11 protein-coding genes are annotated in these 16,896 nt (G+C 71.3%); 6 read left to right on the top strand and 5 right to left on the bottom strand.

Annotated elements, in window-relative coordinates:
• Nucleotides 1-157: 157 nt before the first annotated feature.
• From G3I60_RS42550 to G3I60_RS42565, 4 genes are all read right to left on the bottom strand, one after another.
• Nucleotides 158-1,618, bottom strand: coding sequence for a phosphotransferase (locus G3I60_RS42550; protein ID WP_164299395.1), 1,461 nt, complete (start codon nt 1,616-1,618; stop codon nt 158-160).
• Nucleotides 1,619-1,842: 224 nt separating this feature from the next.
• Nucleotides 1,843-3,543: a maltose alpha-D-glucosyltransferase gene (gene treS / locus G3I60_RS42555; protein WP_138354878.1), complete on the bottom strand. Its 1,701-nt coding sequence runs from the start codon at nt 3,541-3,543 to the stop codon at nt 1,843-1,845.
• A complete protein-coding gene (locus G3I60_RS42560) occupies nt 3,540-5,525 on the bottom strand; it encodes an alpha-1,4-glucan--maltose-1-phosphate maltosyltransferase (RefSeq protein ID WP_203675260.1) in 1,986 nt (661 codons plus the stop codon). The genes treS and G3I60_RS42560 overlap by 4 nt, the downstream gene beginning before the upstream one ends.
• Nucleotides 5,526-5,892: 367 nt before the next feature.
• Complete coding sequence (locus tag G3I60_RS42565) at nt 5,893-6,810, bottom strand: SDR family oxidoreductase (protein WP_164608498.1); 918 nt, start codon at nt 6,808-6,810, stop codon at nt 5,893-5,895.
• A gap of 111 nt (nt 6,811-6,921) precedes the next feature.
• Between G3I60_RS42565 and G3I60_RS42570 the strand changes: the two genes are divergently transcribed.
• From G3I60_RS42570 to G3I60_RS42590, 5 genes are all read left to right on the top strand, one after another.
• Complete coding sequence (locus tag G3I60_RS42570) at nt 6,922-7,887, top strand: AraC family transcriptional regulator (RefSeq protein ID WP_138354881.1); 966 nt, start codon at nt 6,922-6,924, stop codon at nt 7,885-7,887.
• 61 nt (nt 7,888-7,948) lie between these two features.
• Entirely contained in the window at nt 7,949-9,406 is a 1,458-nt protein-coding gene (locus G3I60_RS42575; RefSeq protein WP_138354882.1) for a 4-hydroxyphenylacetate 3-hydroxylase family protein, read from the top strand.
• 4 nt (nt 9,407-9,410) lie between these two features.
• Complete coding sequence (locus tag G3I60_RS42580) at nt 9,411-10,853, top strand: MFS transporter (protein WP_138354883.1); 1,443 nt, start codon at nt 9,411-9,413, stop codon at nt 10,851-10,853.
• Between the two features lie 23 nt (nt 10,854-10,876).
• Nucleotides 10,877-11,971 (top strand): monodechloroaminopyrrolnitrin synthase PrnB family protein, encoded by a 1,095-nt coding sequence (locus G3I60_RS42585; protein ID WP_187145028.1) that lies wholly within the window; start codon nt 10,877-10,879, stop codon nt 11,969-11,971.
• Nucleotides 11,968-13,269, top strand: a complete 1,302-nt coding sequence (locus G3I60_RS42590) for a flavin-dependent oxidoreductase (protein ID WP_138354884.1) — start codon at nt 11,968-11,970, stop codon at nt 13,267-13,269. The genes G3I60_RS42585 and G3I60_RS42590 overlap by 4 nt, the downstream gene beginning before the upstream one ends.
• 25 nt (nt 13,270-13,294) lie before the next feature.
• Here G3I60_RS42590 and G3I60_RS42595 read toward each other — a convergent pair whose 3' ends face one another.
• Entirely contained in the window at nt 13,295-13,924 is a 630-nt protein-coding gene (locus G3I60_RS42595; RefSeq protein ID WP_164608499.1) for a DsbA family protein, read from the bottom strand.
• Between the two features lie 184 nt (nt 13,925-14,108).
• On the opposite strand from G3I60_RS42595, the gene glgP reads away from it, so the two are divergent.
• A complete protein-coding gene (gene glgP / locus G3I60_RS42600; RefSeq protein ID WP_164299405.1) occupies nt 14,109-16,727 on the top strand; it encodes an alpha-glucan family phosphorylase in 2,619 nt (872 codons plus the stop codon).
• Nucleotides 16,728-16,896 lie beyond the last annotated feature (169 nt).

Consider the following 16,896-nt stretch of genomic DNA (forward strand, 5'->3'; position numbering starts at 1 on the left):
GTCACCGCGGGTGTGGGCGCGGGCGCCGGCGCGGCGGGCGTCACGGGAGCCGGCGGCCGGCCGAGCGGCTCGCCCGGCGCCTTCTCCGCCGGGGATACGGCGGTGGTGGGCACGGCGGCGGGCGCGCCCGGCGTGAGGGGAGACGGCTGGCGCTCGGTCACGGTGTGATCCTCCTCGGAGGGGGGTTGGATGCGAGGCGGTCGATGGCTGACATCGGAATGGGGAGCCAGGCGGGGCGGTGCCGGGCCTCGTACAGGACTTCGTAGACGGCCTTGTCGGTCTCGTAGGCGCGTATCAGTACGGGCTGGTCGCGCGGATCGGTGCCCGACGTCGCGGCGTAGCCGGTGCAGAACGCGTCCCGGTGCCGTTCCGCCCACGCGCCGGCGGTCGGTGCGGCCGGATCGCGGTGCCGGGCGGCGTAGTCGAAGGAGCGCAGCATCCCCGCGACGTCCTGTACCGGTGGCGCCGGCAGCCGGCGCTCCGACAGCGGACGCGAGGGCTCGCCCTCGAAGTCGATCAGCAGCCAGTCGTGGTCCGCGGTGCGCAGCGCCTGGCCGAGATGCAGATCGCCGTGGATGCGCTGGGCGGCCACCCGCGCCCCGGTGCCGCCGAGTTCCGACAGGTCGTGGAAGGCCGCCCGCAGCCGGGTGCGGTACGGGCGCAGCTCCGGGACCTCGGCCGCGGCGGTGTCCAGCCGCTGCGCCATGGTCGCCGCGATCAGCTGGATCCTGCGGCGGTCCAGCGAACCGGTGGGCAGCGCGCGGGCCAGCGCGGCATGGACCTCGGCGGTGGCGGCGCCCAGGGCGCGGGCGTCGGCGGTGAACTCCGTACCGTCGTCCATCGCCCGCAGGGCCAGCTCCCAGCCGTCGGCCGACCCGGGCAGATAGCGCTGCAGCACGCCGAGTGTCGCGGGTTCCGCGCCGATGCCGTCCGGGGTGCCGGCCGGCTCCGGCAGTTCCAGCGCCTCGAACCAGGCGGCCGGCGCCGCGACCCGCCGGGAGCCGTCGCGGGCCAGGGCGAGGGAGAGTTCGAGGTCCGGGTTGGCGCCGGGGGAGACCCGGCGGAACACCTTGAGGATGTACTCGTCGCCGTAGATGACCGAGGTGTTCGACTGCTCGGCGGTGGACAGCCGCGGAGCCAGCCCGGCCGGGACGGTGGCCGACGGCTCGGTGAGGAAGCGCAGCCGACCGGTGCGGCCGGGGGCGCGGAGACGTTCCAGCAGCACCGCGGTGAGCCGCGGGTCGTACAGCCCCTCGTAGATCGTCAGACCGTCGAGTGGCCCGCCGGTGGCCTGGCCGACGGCGGCGGGCGCGAGCGAGGGCGGGAGCAGCGTGCGGGTGCCGAGCAGCAGTTGGTAGCAGTCGGCGCGGCGGCCGGTCTGCTCCACATCGAGCAGCAGATGGAGCAGGCCCGGGGTGCCCAGGCGGCCGCCCAGGGGCAGCAGTTCGGTCGCCGACACCAGGTCGAAGCCGGTGATCGGCCGGCCCTTGCCGGCGAACCAGCGCTGCTGCGGTAGCCATTCCAGCAGCAGTGGGCTGAGCGAGTGCAGCAGCCCGGGGGCTGTGGCCGGTGAACGGCCGGTGGTAGGAGAGGTGCGGGTCCAGGAGCTGTCCGACATGACGTCCTTTCCCCGGGGAATCGCGCACCCTGCCCGGAAGCGTGCGGCGGGGAGTGCGCGTAAGCCTCCCGGATGACGGGCGGTGGCTGTCCGGCGACACGGGGAGCCTGCCCCGGCCGGGTGACAGGAAACCGCCGTACGGGCCCGCCCGGAGGGTGTTCCGGGCGGGCCCGCCGGTCGGGGGCCGGCGGCCTGGGGGTACCTCCCAGCGGTAGCTGGGGGAGCTACACGGGGTCGCGGCGCAGCCGGAACCAGTAGAAGCCGTGACCGGCGAGGGTCAGCAGATAGGGCAGTTCGCCGATGGCGGGGAACCGCACCCCGCCGATGAGCTCGACCGGGTGCCGGCCGCTGAACGTCCGCAGATCCAGCTCGGTGGGCTGGGGGAAGCGGGAGAAGTTGTGGACACACAGGACGAGGTCGTCGCCGTATTCCCGCAGGAACGCCAGTACAGCGGGGTTGCTGGAGGGCAGTTCCGTGTAGGAGCCGAGGCCGAAGGCCGGGTTCTGCTTGCGGATCTCGATCATGCGCCGGGTCCAGTGCAGCAATGAGGACGGGCTGCTCATCGCGGCTTCGACGTTGGTGACCTGGTAGCCGTAGACCGGATCCATGATGGTCGGCAGATAGAGCCGGCCGGGGTCGCACGAGGAGAAGCCCGCGTTGCGGTCGGGCGTCCACTGCATCGGGGTGCGGACCGCGTCCCGGTCGCCGAGCCAGATGTTGTCGCCCATGCCGATCTCGTCGCCGTAGTACAGGATCGGCGAGCCGGGCAGCGACAGCAGCAGTGCCGTGAACAGTTCGATCTGGTTGCGGTCGTTGTCCAGCAGCGGGGCGAGCCGGCGGCGGATGCCGATGTTGGCCCGCATCCGCGGGTCCTTGGCGTACTCCGCGTACATGTAGTCGCGCTCTTCGTCGGTGACCATTTCGAGGGTCAGCTCGTCATGGTTGCGCAGGAAGATGCCCCACTGGCAGGTCTGCGGGATGGCCGGGGTCTTGGCCAGGATTTCCGAGACGGGGTAGCGCGACTCGCGGCGCACGGCCATGAAGATGCGCGGCATCACCGGGAAGTGGAACGCCATGTGGCACTCGTCGCCGCCGCGCTGGAAGTCGCCGAAGTAGTCGACGACGTCCTCCGGCCACTGGTTGGCCTCGGCGAGCAGCACGGTGTCCGGGTAGTGCAGGTCGATCTCGGCGCGGACCCGCTTCAGGAACTGGTGGGTCTGCGGCAGGTTCTCGCAGTTGGTGCCCTCCTGCTGGTAGAGGTAGGGCACCGCGTCGAGCCGGAAGCCGTCGATCCCCAGATCGAGCCAGAACCGCAGCGCGGCCAGGATCTCCTCCTGGACCTGCGGGTTCTCGTAGTTGAGATCCGGCTGGTGGGAGAAGAACCGGTGCCAGTAGTACTGCTTGCGCACCGGGTCGAAGGTCCAGTTGGACGTCTCGGTGTCGACGAAGATGATCCGCGCGTCCTGGAACTCCTTGTCGTCGTCCGCCCAGGTGTAGTAGTCGCCGTACGGGCCGTCCGGGTCGGAACGGGACTGCTGGAACCAGTCGTGCTGATCACTCGTGTGGTTCATGACGAAGTCGATGATCACGCGCATGCCGCGCTGGTGCGCCGCGTCCACGAACTCCACGAAGTCGGCGAGGTCGCCGAATTCCGGGAGCACGGCGGTGTAGTCGGAGACGTCGTAGCCCCCGTCGCGCAGTGGCGAGGCGAAGAAGGGCGGCAGCCACAGGCAGTCCACCCCGAGCCATTGCAGGTAGTCGAGCTTGGCGGTGATGCCCTTCAGGTCACCAACACCATCGCCGTTGCTGTCCTGGAAGGACCGCACGAGGACTTCGTAGAACACCGCCCGTTTGAACCAGTCGGGATCTCGGTCCTTTGCCGGTGTGTCCTCGAAGGTGTCGGGAACGGGTTCGTTGACGATCAACTGAGTGACCCTCCGATCGAAGGAGACGGTCGCAGATGAACGATGTGCGCGGGCGTACGGCCCGGTTCGAGGCGCACATAGTTTTCCCTGCCCCAGTGGTAGGTCTCGCCGGTGAGCTCGTCGCGCACCGGGACGGACTCGTGCCAGGTCAGGCCGAGCTCCGGCATGTTCAACGAGACGGTGGCCTCCTGGGTGTGGTGGGCGTCGAGGTTGACGACCACCAGTACGACGTCCTCGCCGCTGCGCTTGGAGTACGCGAGCACCGCGTCGTTGTCCGTGGGGTGGAAAGCCAGCTCACGCAGCTGCTGCAGGGCCGGATGGCGGCGCCGCAGCCGGTTGAGCCGTGTGATGAACGGGGCCAGCGAGCGTCCTTCCGCCTCGGCCGCGGCCCAGTCGCGGGGACGCAGCTCGTACTTCTCCGAGTGCAGGTATTCCTCGCCGCCGTGTCGTACGGCGTCGCCCTCGTACAGCTCGAAGCCCGCGTAGACCCCCCAGGTGGGTGACATCGTCGCGGCCAGCACGGCGCGCACCTCGAACGCGGGGCGGCCACCGTGCTGAAGGTACGCGTGCAGGATGTCCGGCGTGTTGACAAAGAAATTCGGCCGCATGTAACTGGCCGCGTCCCCGGACAGCTCCGTCAGGTAGTCGGTCAGCTCCTCCTTGGCGGTGCGCCAGGTGAAGTACGTGTACGACTGCTGGAAGCCGATCTTCGCCAGGGTGTGCATCATCGCCGGCCGGGTGAACGCCTCGGCCAGGAAGATCACGTCGGGATCGGTGCGGTTGATGTCGGCGATGACCTTCTCCCAGAAGACCACCGGCTTGGTGTGCGGGTTGTCGACCCGGAAGATCCGTACGCCGTGCTCCATCCAGTACCGCAGGACGCGCAGCGTCTCGCGCACGATGCCGGGCATGTCGGCGTCGAAGGCGATGGGGTAGATGTCCTGGTACTTCTTCGGCGGGTTCTCGGCGTAGGCGATGCTGCCGTCGGGCCGGTGGGCGAACCAGTCCGGGTGCTTGTCGACCCAGGGGTGGTCGGGGGAGCACTGCAGGGCGAAGTCGAGGGCGATCTCCAGCCGCAGCTCGCGGGCCTGCTCCACGAAGAAGTCGAAGTCCTCGATGGTGCCCAGATCGGGGTGGATCGCGTCGTGCCCGCCCTCCGGCGAGCCGATCGCCCAGGGGCAGCCGACATCGTCCGGGCCCGCGACGAGGCTGTTGTCCGGGCCCTTGCGGAAGGCCGTGCCGATCGGGTGGATCGGCGGCAGGTACACGACGTCGAAGCCCATCGCGGCGACGGCCGGCAGCCGTTCGGCCGCGGTGCGGAAGGTGCCGGACCGCGGCGGGCTGCCCTCCTTGACGACCGCGCCCTCGGAGCGCGGGAACAGCTCGTACCAGGAGCCGAACAGCGCCCGCCGGCGCTCGACCTGCAGCGGCATCGGACGGGAGGCGGTGACCAGCTCCCGCAGCGGGAACCGGTCGAGGACGGCGGTGACCGCGGGGGCCACGGCCGCGGCGTGCCGTTCCGCCGCGGTCCTGTTCTCGTCGAGCAGTACGTCGACGGCGGCGAGTACGGCGGCCCGGCCGTCGTTCTTGGGCACCCCGGCGGCGGCCAGCTCGTGCAGCCGGGCGCCCTCGGCGAGGACCAGGGCGGTGTCGATCCCGGCCGGGATCTTGATGCCGGCGACATGCCGCCAGGTGGTGACCGGATCGCTCCAGGCCTCCACGGTGTACGTCCAGCGGCCTTCCGCCGGCGGGGTGACGTCCGCGCCCCACCGGTCGGTGCCGGGGGCCAGCTCCCGCATGGGGGTCCAGGGTCCCGAGCGGCCGTTGGGGTCGCGCAGCACGACATTGGCGGCGACCGCGTCATGGCCTTCGCGGAAGACCGTGGCGGTGACCTGGAAGGTCTCGCCGGCGACCGCTTTGGCCGGCCGGCGGCCGCAGTCCACGAGCGGGCGGACGTCGAGGACGGGGATGCGACCGATCATTGCCTCACCTGGGAGCGCTGGGGAGTGGACAGGAGGGGGATGCTCCGGAGGCTGCTTGCGCCGACGGGCGGCGGCGCGGCGGGCGGCTTCCTTGCGTGCTCCCGCTCTTTGTATCTGCTCCTGTGGACGTGTTCTCGCGTGCATGGCCGCTCCTGTCCGCGTTCACTCGGTTGGAGGGTCGGGCGAATGGCGGAGTCATGAGGGGGATGAAGTGACTCCGCATTGCCGGGAGCCTTCCCATTGGATGGCAGTCAAAAGCTCCCGGGAAGGGGTACCGGTGCGTACTTTGCGGGGAGTTGGAGAAGCCGTCCGGCCCCGCAGGACGGGAGGGGCCGGACGGCTGGTCGGTGAATATGCCGGAGGACGGTCAGAGCGGGCGGCTGGACCAGGTCTGCCAGGGCTGCGCGGCCACCCAGCCGGCGATGGAGGTGAGCTTGATCCCCAGCGCCTGCTCGGCCTCCCGCGGGTCGCCGTCCATCAACCGCTCGTCCGTGCCCTCCGCCATGTAGTGGTAGATCCCGGCGACGCCGGCGGCCGCGTTCGGGCCGATGGCCTTGGCCAGCGCGGCCTCGAAGGCGGCGGGCGGCAGGGCCTGGTACGCGACGGGCCGGCCGAGGCCCTCGGCGAACGCGGCGGCGAGTTCGTTCCCGTCGACGGCCTGTCCGCCGCCGATGTCCAGGACCCGGCCGTCGAGGCCGTCGTTGAAGAGCGCGGCGGCCACCGCGACCGCCAGGTCGTCGTGCGAGATCCAGGCGACCCGCCGGTCGGCCGGCAGCGGGTACGCGAGCACGCCCTCGTCGACCAGGGCCGGCCCGTTCCAGGGACTGAACAGGTTGTCGAGGTACACCGGTGGCCGCAGCACGACCAGCGGCACACCGCAGTCCGCCAGCACCGCCTCGGCGATCCGGCGGGTCTCGAACGCGGCCACTCCGGCGGTGTCCGAGGGCACGCGGGTGTTCGCGTTGTACACGATCCGGGTCACCCCGGATTCGAGCGCGGCCTCCGCGATGTGCATCGCATACGTCTCAATACGTAGGGGGTCGTACTCCAACGGCATGGTCACTACTGCGTGTGTGGCGCCCTTGAACGCCCACATCACGTCGTCCCGGCTACCGAGGTCACCGGCCACGAACGAGACCCCCGCGATGTCCGGGCGCGCTACGGCCGGCCGCCGCGTCAGGCTGCGGACCCGGTGCCCGCGTCCGGCGAGCAGCCGGGCCACGGCGCCCCCCTGGAAGCCGGTCGCTCCCACGACCAAGCAACGCTGGTGAATCTCCTCCGACATCGGTGTGTCGCCCTTCGCTAGAATGAATCAGCGATTCCGCCTCACCTCAGGCTGGTCGGCGCGCACAGGGGCGGCAATAAGCAAACCGGGACGGGGATTAAGGGTTCGTCCATGGAATCTGGCGGGAACGACCTCCTCAGCGAACTGCTCAGGCCACTGCGCCTGACCGGCGTGTTCGACAGCCTCTGGACGGTGCGGGCGCCCTGGGCGATCGAGGGGGACTCCGAGCAGAGCTGCGCGATCCTGCACTACATGGTCGAGGGCGACTGCTGGATCAGCGCGGGCGACTGCCCGCCGATCCAGCTCCACCAGGGGGACTTGGCGGTCTTCCCCACCGGGACCGCGCACCGCCTCTCCGATCTGCCCGGCCGGCAGGGCGTCCCGCTCAGGGCGGTGCTCCCGGAGCGCGAACCCGGCACGTCAGGAGTGCTCGTCGTGGAGGGCACCGGCGAGCGGAGCCGCATCCTGTGCGCCGGACTGCACTACGACGCGACGGCCGCGACCTCGCTGTACCGGGCGCTGCCGTGGTCGCTGGTGCTGGACCGGACGCAGGTCGACAAGGAACCGCTGCTGCGCGACACCCTCGCCTCGCTCGCCGCCGCCGAGCGGCGCGGCGAGCCGGGATCGCAACTCGTCACCCTGCGGGCGTTCGAGATGGCCTTCGTGCTGGCGCTGCGCCCGCTGCTGCGCGAGCTCTCCGACAACCCGGCCGTGCTGCCCGCGCTGCGTCACCCGGGCATCAGCAGGGCGCTCATCATCGTCTCCACCCGCTTCTCGGAACCGTGGACGATCGAGGCGCTGGCCCGCGAGGTCGGCATGTCACGGTCGGCCTTCACCGCCACCTTCCGGGAGCTGGTGGGCGAGGCGCCGGCCCGGCATCTGACCGGGCGTCGGATGCAGGAGGCCGCCCGGCTGCTCACCGAGACGGCGGTTCCGCAGGCGGCCGTGCCGCCCCGCGTCGGCTACCAGAGCGCGGTCGGGTTCCATCTGGCGTTCCGCAAGTGGTTCGGGACAACGCCTGGTGAATACCGCGGCAACTGGCCGGTTCATAAACGGGACCGGCAGGACGTTCATTGATTAGCACACGTGTATGAGGCAGTCTCTTCAACGGCGCGTCGAAGATCGTTGAGGAGACACGGTGACCAGGTCCGGCCAGGAGTACAAGGATTCGCTGCGAGACGGACGCGAGATATGGATCGACGGGGAGCGGGTCAAGGACATCACCCGCCACCCGGCCTTCCGCAACACCGTCGACTCCATCGCGGGACTGTACGACCTCTCCCACGACTCCGCGCACTCCGCCGTACTCACTGAAGGCGGCGTCCACCGGGCCTTCCTGATACCCCGTTCGTACGAGGACCTGGTCGCCCGCCGAAAGGCGCACAAGGTGTGGGCAGAGGCGAGTTTCGGCTATCTCGGCCGCACTCCCGACTACATGGCGGCCGGGATCGCGGGCTTCGCGGCGGCGCCGGGGCTGTTCACCACGGACACCTTCGACGGCGCTCCGAACGTCGCGGCATACCACCGGCGGATGTCGGAGGGCGATCTCTATCCGACGTTCACCATCACCAATCCGCAGATCGACCGGACGAAGTCCGCGGCCGAGCAGGAGCGCGACGACCTCGTCGTCCGGGTGGTGGCGGAGCGCGACGGCGGCATCGTCGTCCGCGGCGCCAAGATGATCGGCACCGCGGCGGTCTTCGGCAACGAGGTCCTCGTCGGCACCATCGAGCCCCTGGCCCCGCAGGACGTCGAGCACGCGCTGTGCTTCTCGATACCGGTCGACACCCCCGGCCTGAAGTTCATCTCCCGCACCTCGTACGAGGCCCAGGCCCGCAGCGTCTTCGACAACCCGCTCTCCTCGCGCTTCGACGAGAACGACGCCCTGCTGGTCTGCGAGGACGTCTTCGTCCCGTGGGAGAACGTGCTCGCGTACCGCAACGTCGACGTCTGCTTCGGGCAGTGGTGGCAGACCCCCGCGTACGTGAACTTCGTCCACCAGGCCGCCACCCGCTTCTGGACCAAGCTGGAGTTCCTCACCGGCGTCGCGATCCTGCTCGCCAAGGCCAACAACACCTACCAGCTGCCGCCGGTGCAGACCCAGATCGGCCGGCTGATGGGCTGGGTGGCGCAGGCCAGGTCGATGGTGCTGGCCGCCGAGGCCGGGTACGAGCAGGTCGACGGCGGACGCGGCGGCGTGATGCCCGACAAGGAGATCTCCTACGCCCACCGGATCATGGCCGGTGACCTCTACCCCAGGGCGATCAGCGAGATCAAGCTGCTGGCCGGTGGCGGTGTCATCCAGCTCCCCGCCTCCGCGCAGGACCTGCTGCACCCGGAGATCGGCCCCGTCATCGCGAAGTACATCCGCTCGCCGGGACACCCGGCGCAGGACCGCGTCAAGCTGCTCAAGCTCGCCTGGGACGCGCTCGGCACGGAGTTCGCCGGACGGCACGAGCAGTACGAGCGCTTCTACCACGGCGCCCCGCACGTCTATCTGCTGCAGCAGGCGTGGGAGGGCGACACCGGTGCCTGCGAGAGCCTGGCCCGGACCTGCCTCGACGGGTACGAACTGCAGCCGCTGCCCCGGGCCTGAGGCGATGGTGCATCGACGCGGCCTCGCGCTCGCCCTGCTGGCCTCGACCCAGCTCCTGCTGATCCTCGACACCGCGATCATCAACGTGGCGCTGCCCTCCATCGGCGCCGACCTCGGCACCGACGCCGCCGGCCTGTCCTGGGTCGCCAACGCGTACCTGATCACCTTCGGCGGCTTCCTGCTGCTGGCCGGCCGGGTCGCCGACCTCGTCGGCCACCGCCGGCTCTTCACGGCCGGACTGGCGCTGCTGTCCGCCGCCTCACTCGGCGGCGCCTTCGCCGGCGACAGCCGGCTGCTCGTCGCCGCCCGCGCCCTGCAAGGGGTCGGGGCGGCCTGCGCGGCCGCCGCGGCCTTCGCGCTGGTCCTGCTGCTCTTCGCCGAGGGACCCGAACGGCACCGCGCCCTGGGCGTGTTCGCGGCGCTCGGGGGGCTGGGCGGCGCGCTGGGCACGGTGCTGGGCGGCGTCCTCACCTCCGGCCTCGGCTGGCGCTCCACGTTCGTCCTGAACGTTCTGGTGGGTGCGGCGCTCATCGCCCTGACACCGGCCGCGCTGGCCCCCGTCCTGGCCCGTCGTGAGCGGACCGCCGCGGCGCCCGGCGCCCTCCGGGACTTCGACCTCGGCGGCGCCCTCACCGCCACCGGCGGCCTCAGTCTGATCGCGTACGCGCTGGTCGACGCGGGTAGCGCGGGCTGGACCGACAGTGGCACCCTCCTCGCCGGAGCGGCCGGACTGGCCCTGCTGACGGCGTTCGCGGTCGTCGAGACCCGCGCCGCCCGTCCGCTGGTTCCGCCCGGTGTGCTCGGCCGGCCGGCGCTGCGGCTGGCCAACATCCTCAGCGCGCTGGCACAGATGGCGCTGTTCCCGATGTTCTTCCTCGTGAGCCTGTATCTGCAGAACGTCCTGGACTACGCACCGGTCACCGGCGGACTCGGACTGCTGCCGCTGTCGATCGTCGTCGTGCTGACCGCGCCGCAGACCGGACGGCTGGTCTCCCGCTTCGGACTGCGCCCGGTGATGACCTCCGGCTTCGCGCTGGTGGCCGCCGCCATGGTGTGGCTCGCGCTGTCGCTGTCGCCGGACGGATCCTTCGCCACGACGGTCCTCGCCCCCAGCCTGCTGATCGGGATCGGGCTGCCGCTGGTCATGGTGACCACCAATGTCGCCGCGACCGCGCAGGCCGGACCCGGCGAGACCGGACTGGTGTCCGGACTGATCAACACCAGCCAGCAGTTCGGCTCCGTCCTCGGCCTCGCGGTACTCGTCGCGGTGGCCGCGGCGCACACCCGGACCGCGGGACCCGGAGCGGCCGCCGAAGCCGCCGGCTTCCGCACCGCGCTGCTCGCCGGCGCCGCCTTCGCCGCGGCCGCCACCCTCCTGACACTGCTGCTGCGCAGCCCGTCGCGGGAGAAGGCCGACCCCACACCCAGCACACACACATCCCTGTGACCCTCGGAATGACGGTGCCCCACATGTCTGTGCTCCACGTGCTCCAAGGGCAAGAGCCCTATTACCGGATCGAGGAGATACGCGGTGTCGACCCGCTGGGAGCGGACGAGGCCTGCGAGAAGCTCCGCGTCATGAACGCGGACGGCGATGTGTCCGGCATGGTCACCGCGCTGCGCGAACTCCTTCCGGCCACCGACGTCCTGGACGACTTCTCCACCGTCGAGAACCTCGCGGCCATGCGGGACCTGGGCATCTTCCTCGGCTCCGTCAAGCGGCACGGCACCGAGCCGCTCGACGCCGTACCGGAGGCGCTGCCGGTGCTGCGCGCGCTGGGCCGCCGTACCGGCATGGTGCCGCGGGACACCGTCCACCACTACACGGCCTGGAACCCGGTCGGCGCCCGCCAGCGCATGTACACCGGGGACCCCATGGAGGCCTGCCTCCAGGACGCCGTCCGGATGGTCTTCCCCAGCCTGTGCGCCTCGCTGGACGCCTGCTCGGAACTGGCCACCCTCGAACCCCACGACAGCCGCTTCTCGTCCTGCCTCGACCGGCTCGCCGGACTCGTCCAGGCCATGGTCGACTCGATCGACTTCACCATCGCCAACGTCTCACCGGTGTTCTTCGCCCGGGTCCTGCGCCCCTACTTCGAGGAGATCACCCTCGACGGCCGCGAATACCTCGGCCCGGCGGCGGCCCAGGTCCCGCTCTGGCTGGTCGATCTGACCCTCTGGCAGTCCGACCGCAGCACCGGGCGGTACGAGTCCTTCCTCACCGAGTCGGTGCCCTACAGCCTCCCGGCCTGGCGTACCTTCCACGCGCGGTACCAGGGCAGCCCCTCCGCGGTGGGCAAGCTCTCCTTCGCGATCAGCTGGGAGGAGGCGGACCGGCTGCCGCCCACCCTGCGGGCGAGCGCCGTCGCGCTGGCGCGGGTGCTGCGCATCCTGAAGACCTTCCGGGCCCGGCACATCCGTATCGCCCGTGAGGCGTACAGCGACGAGGTGCGGCTGTACGACTACGGGAGCGGCGGCGCACCGGTCGAACTGCTGCGCTCCGTACTCGACCTGACCCGCGAGAACGAGACGCTGGTCCGGCGCTCCACCGAAGGGGAACGATGAACCGCATCGTCATCGCGGGAGGCGGCATCGCCGGCCTCACCGCGGCACTCAGCCTGCACGCCGTCGGCCGCACCGACGTGATGGTCGTCGAGGCCGCCCCGGAGATCCAGCCGGTCGGCGCGGGACTCAACATCATGCCCAACGCGGTCCGTGAACTGGCGGCCCTGGGGCTGTACGAGGAACTGGCCGCCGTGTCGGTGCCCACCAGCGAGCTGCGCTACTACCACAGCAGCGGCAGCCTCGTCTGGCAGGAGCCGCGCGGCACCGGCGCCGGGTACCGCTGGCCGCAGCTGTCGATCCACCGCGGTCAGCTGCAGAACGTGCTGTCCCGCGCGGTCCGGGAACGGCTCGGCCGCGCGGCGGTCGTCTCCGGCGCCCGGGTGGACGACTTCACCGAGCTGCCCGGCGCCCAGCTGCGCGTCGCCATCAGGGACCGGGCCAGCGGCGCCACCACCGACATCGGCGCGGAGATCCTGATCGGCGCGGACGGCATCCGCTCGGCGGTCCGCTCCGCCATGTACCCCGGTGAGGGCGAACCGCCGTGGAACGGCATGCTGGTCTGGCGCGGGGTGTCCTGGATGCCGGCCGACCGCGTCGGCACCTTCATGTTCATCGCGGGGAACAACCGGCAGAAGGCCGTCGTGTACCCGATGACGATTCCGGCCGCGCCCGGCGAGAAGGTGCTCGTCAACTGGGCGCTGGCGATGCCGGCGGAGCAGGACGGCGCCCCGGACCGCAGCGACTGGAACCGCCCGGTGCCCACCGCCAAGTTCCGCCACCACTACGAGGGCTGGGTCTTCGACGGGGTCGATGTCGGCGAGGTCGTCGACGCCGCCGAGGCCGCCTTCGAGTACCCGATGGTGGACCGTGAGCCGCTGGTGCGCTGGACCTTCGGCGGGGCGACGCTGATCGGCGACGCCGCCCACGCGATGTACCCGATCGGCTCGAACGGCGCCACCCAGTCGATCATCGACGGCCGCGCCCTGGCGCACGCGATGGCCGCCCACGAGGACCCCGCGCGGGCCCTGCTGGCCTACGAGGCGGAGCGCCGGCCGCCCATGACCGAACTGCAGCGCTCCAACCGGCGGCTGGGCCCGGAGGTGGTCATCAACATGGCCCACGAACGGGCCCCCGACGGCTTCACGGACATCCACGACGTGATCCCGCGCACCGAACTGGAGACGATCGCCAGGAGCTACGCCGTGGCCGGCGCGTTCGACCCGGCCACGGTGAACCAGGGTTCCCCCTACGACGTCGGAGCCGTCCGCGCCGTCCAAGCCGTCCGGGCGGTGCGCTGAGCGGGTCGCGGGCGGGACGGGCGGCTCAGTCGAAGGAGAGCGAGCCCGTCCGCGTCCGCTTGAGCTCGAAGAAGTCCGGGTAGCCGGCCAGCGCCCGGACGCCGTCGAAGACGCGGGCCGCCTCCTCGCCCCGGGGGATCGAGTTCAGCACCGGGCCGAAGAAGGCGACGCCGTCGACATGGATCGTCGGTGTGCCGACGTCGTCACCGACCGGGTCCATGCCCTCGTGGTGGCTCTTGCGCAGCGCTCCGTCGTACCGGGGATCGGCGGCCGCGGCGGCCAGCTCGGCGGGCAGCCCCACCTCGGCCAGCGCCTCCTTGACGACGGTGTCGAAGTCCTCGCGGTTGCCGCCGTTGTGTATCCGGGTGCCCATGGCCGTGTACAGGTCCCGGAGCACACCCTCGCCGTGCTGCTCGGCGGCGGCGATCGCGACCCGCACCGGGCCGAGCGAGCGGTCCACCAGATCCCGGTACCACTCGGGCAGGTCGCGGCCCTCGTTCAGGACGAACAGGCTCATCACGCGGAAGCGCAGCTCGATGTCCCGCCGCGTCTCGACCTCGAGGATCCAGCGGGAGGTGATCCAGGCGAAAGGACAGGCGGGATCGAAGTAGAAGTCGACTTTCGCGGGCTGGACTTGGGAGGTAGGAGAGGTCATGCGGCGATGCTAACCGGCACCTCTGACAGCCCGCCGGGCCCTGCGCCGCCCGGTGCCCACCCCGCGCCGCCCCGCGCGGTGACGCGCCGCCCGAATGCCCCGGCGCACGTCCGTTCGGGCGTTTGAACGACCGGATCGTGGATAGCGGACGGATCGCGGGGCGGGACCCGGCTACCGTCGTAGCGTGAAGGCAATCCGTCGTTTCACCGTGCGAACTGTCCTGCCGGAACCGCTGCGTCCGCTCGGCGAACTGGCACAGAATCTGCGCTGGTCCTGGCACCCGGAGTCCCGGGAGCTGTTCCAGACCGTCGACGAGGAGGGCTGGCGGGCCGCTGCCGGAGACCCGGTACGGCTGCTCGGCGCCGTCTCCAGGGAACGGCTCGAGGCCCTCGCCCAGGACCGCAGATTCCTGCGCCGTCTCTCCTCCGCCTCCGAGGACCTGACCGACTACCTCACCAATCCGCGCTGGTACCAGGGGCAGTCCTCCGAACTGCCCGCCGCCATCGCCTACTTCTCGCCCGAGTTCGGGATCACCGCGGCCCTGCCCCAGTACTCGGGCGGCCTCGGCATCCTGGCCGGGGACCACCTCAAGGCCGCCAGCGACCTCGGTGTGCCGCTGATCGGCGTCGGACTGCTCTACCGGCACGGCTACTTCCGCCAGAGCCTGTCCCGCGAGGGCTGGCAGCAGGAGCACTACCCGGTCCTCGACCCCAACGAGCTGCCGCTGAGCCTGCTGCGCGAGCAGGACGGCACCCCCGCCCACGTCGTCCTCGCCCTGCCCGGCGGCCGGTCGCTGACCGCCCACATCTGGAAGGCCCAGGTGGGCCGCGTCCCGCTGCTGCTCCTCGACTCCGACGTCGAGGAGAACCACCGCACCGAACGCGATGTCACCGACCGCCTGTACGGCGGCGGCAGCGAGCACCGGCTGCTGCAGGAGATGCTGCTGGGCATCGGCGGGGTGCGCGCCGTGCGTGCGTACTGCCGGCTCACCGCGCACCCGGCCCCCGAGGTCTTCCACACCAACGAGGGCCACGCCGGATTCCTCGGCCTGGAGCGCATCCGCGAACTCGGCGGGGAAGGGCTCGCCTTCGACGCGGCCGTGGAGGCGGTACGGGCCGGCACGGTCTTCACCACCCACACGCCCGTCCCCGCCGGGATCGACCGCTTCGACCGCGAGCTGGTCGGGCAGCACCTCGGCGACGGCGGCGAACTGCCCGGTGTCGACATCCAGCGGGTGCTGGAGCTGGGCATGGAGACGTACTCCGGCGGTGACGCGAACGTCTTCAACATGGCGGTGATGGGGCTGCGGCTGGCCCAGCGCGCCAACGGCGTCTCCACCCTGCACGGCGCCGTCAGCCGGCAGATGTTCGCCGGGCTGTGGCCCGGGTTCGACGCCGACGAGGTGCCGATCGCCTCCATCACCAACGGGGTGCACGCCCCCACCTGGGTGGCCCCCGAGGTCTTCCGGCTCGGCGCCCGCCAGATCGGCGCGCAGCGCGCCGAGGACGCCCTGATGATCGGCGAGACCCAGCGCTGGGAACCCGTCGCCGAGATCCCGGACCCGGCCGTGTGGGAACTGCGCCGGGTGCTGCGCGAGCAGCTGGTGGAGGACGTACGGCGCCGGGTGCGTGCCTCCTGGCGGCAGCGTGGCGCCGGCCAGGCCGAGCTGGGCTGGGTCGACGGCGTCCTGGACCCCGACGTCCTGACCATCGGCTTCGCCCGCCGGGTCCCGTCCTACAAGCGGCTCACCCTGATGCTCCGCGACCAGGACCGGCTGATGGACCTGCTGCTGCACCCCGAGCGGCCGGTGCAGATCGTCGTCGCGGGCAAGGCCCACCCGGCGGACGACGGCGGCAAGCGGCTCGTCCAGGAACTGGTCCGCTTCGCCGACGACCCGCGGGTCCGCCACCGCATCGTCTTCCTGCCCGACTACGACATGGGCATGGCCCAGCACCTCTACCCGGGCTGCGACGTCTGGCTCAACAACCCGCTGCGCCCGCTGGAGGCGTGCGGCACGTCAGGGATGAAGGCCGCCCTCAACGGCTGTCTCAACCTGTCCGTGCTCGACGGGTGGTGGGACGAGTGGTTCGACGGCAACAACGGCTGGGCCATTCCGACCGCGGATGGCTTCGCGGACGACGATCCCGACCGCCGGGACGACGTCGAGGCGGCGGCGCTCTACGACCTCGTCGAGAACCAGGTCGCCCCGCGCTTCTACGACCATGACGCGAACGGCCTGCCCGCCCGCTGGATCGAGATGGTCCGGCACACCCTGGTGACCCTGGGACCCAAGGTGCTCGCGGGACGTATGGTGCGCGACTACGTCGGGCAGCTCTACGCCCCGGCCGCCCTCGCGCACCGGGCCATCGCCGGCGACGCCGCCCGGGAACTCGCGGCCTGGAAGGCCCGGGTCCGCGGCGACTGGCACCGGGTCACCGTCGACCATGTGGAGACCGGCTCCGTGGGCGGATCCCCCGAGCTGGGCTCCACCCTGACCCTGCGGGTCCAGGTGACCCTCGGCGACCTCGACACCAGCGACGTCGACGTTCAGGTGCTGTCCGGGCGGGTGGACGACGCCGACCGGATCTCCGACCCGGCGATCGTCTCCCTCAAGCCGTCCTCCCAGCCCGACATCGAGGGGCGCCGGCTGTACGAGGGTCCGCTCACCCTCGACCGGGCCGGGCCCTTCGGCTACACCGTCCGTGTCCTGCCCACCCACCCGCTGCTCGCCGCCCCCGCGGAGCTCGGCCTCATCGCCACTCCCGCCGAATCCGAGGGTATGACGACGGGCATACTCCGCTGACCCGGCACGCATGACAACGCGACGGCCGGTACCAGGGACTCCCTGGTACCGGCCGTCGCGTTCGTCAGTGGTGCCGCTGTGCGGTCAGGCCGCGCGGCGGCCGCCGCCCGCGCCGTCCTCACGACGGGCACGACGGCCCACGCCGCCACCGCGGCCGGCGGCCGTGCGG

The sequence above is a fragment of the Streptomyces sp. SID13666 genome, assembly GCF_010548325.1.
GTDB classification, from domain to species: domain Bacteria; phylum Actinomycetota; class Actinomycetes; order Streptomycetales; family Streptomycetaceae; genus Actinacidiphila; species Actinacidiphila fildesensis.

Coding starts and splice junctions, on each gene's coding strand:
- G3I60_RS42550 (WP_164299395.1), bottom strand. CDS start 1,618: ATGTCGGACAGCTCCTGGACCCGCACCTCTCCTACCACCGGCCGTTCA.
- G3I60_RS42560 (WP_203675260.1), bottom strand. CDS start 5,525: ATGATCGGTCGCATCCCCGTCCTCGACGTCCGCCCGCTCGTGGACTGC.
- G3I60_RS42565 (WP_164608498.1), bottom strand. CDS start 6,810: ATGTCGGAGGAGATTCACCAGCGTTGCTTGGTCGTGGGAGCGACCGGC.
- G3I60_RS42570 (WP_138354881.1), top strand. CDS start 6,922: ATGGAATCTGGCGGGAACGACCTCCTCAGCGAACTGCTCAGGCCACTG.
- G3I60_RS42580 (WP_138354883.1), top strand. CDS start 9,411: ATGGTGCATCGACGCGGCCTCGCGCTCGCCCTGCTGGCCTCGACCCAG.
- G3I60_RS42585 (WP_187145028.1), top strand. CDS start 10,877: ATGTCTGTGCTCCACGTGCTCCAAGGGCAAGAGCCCTATTACCGGATC.
- G3I60_RS42590 (WP_138354884.1), top strand. CDS start 11,968: ATGAACCGCATCGTCATCGCGGGAGGCGGCATCGCCGGCCTCACCGCG.
- G3I60_RS42595 (WP_164608499.1), bottom strand. CDS start 13,924: ATGACCTCTCCTACCTCCCAAGTCCAGCCCGCGAAAGTCGACTTCTAC.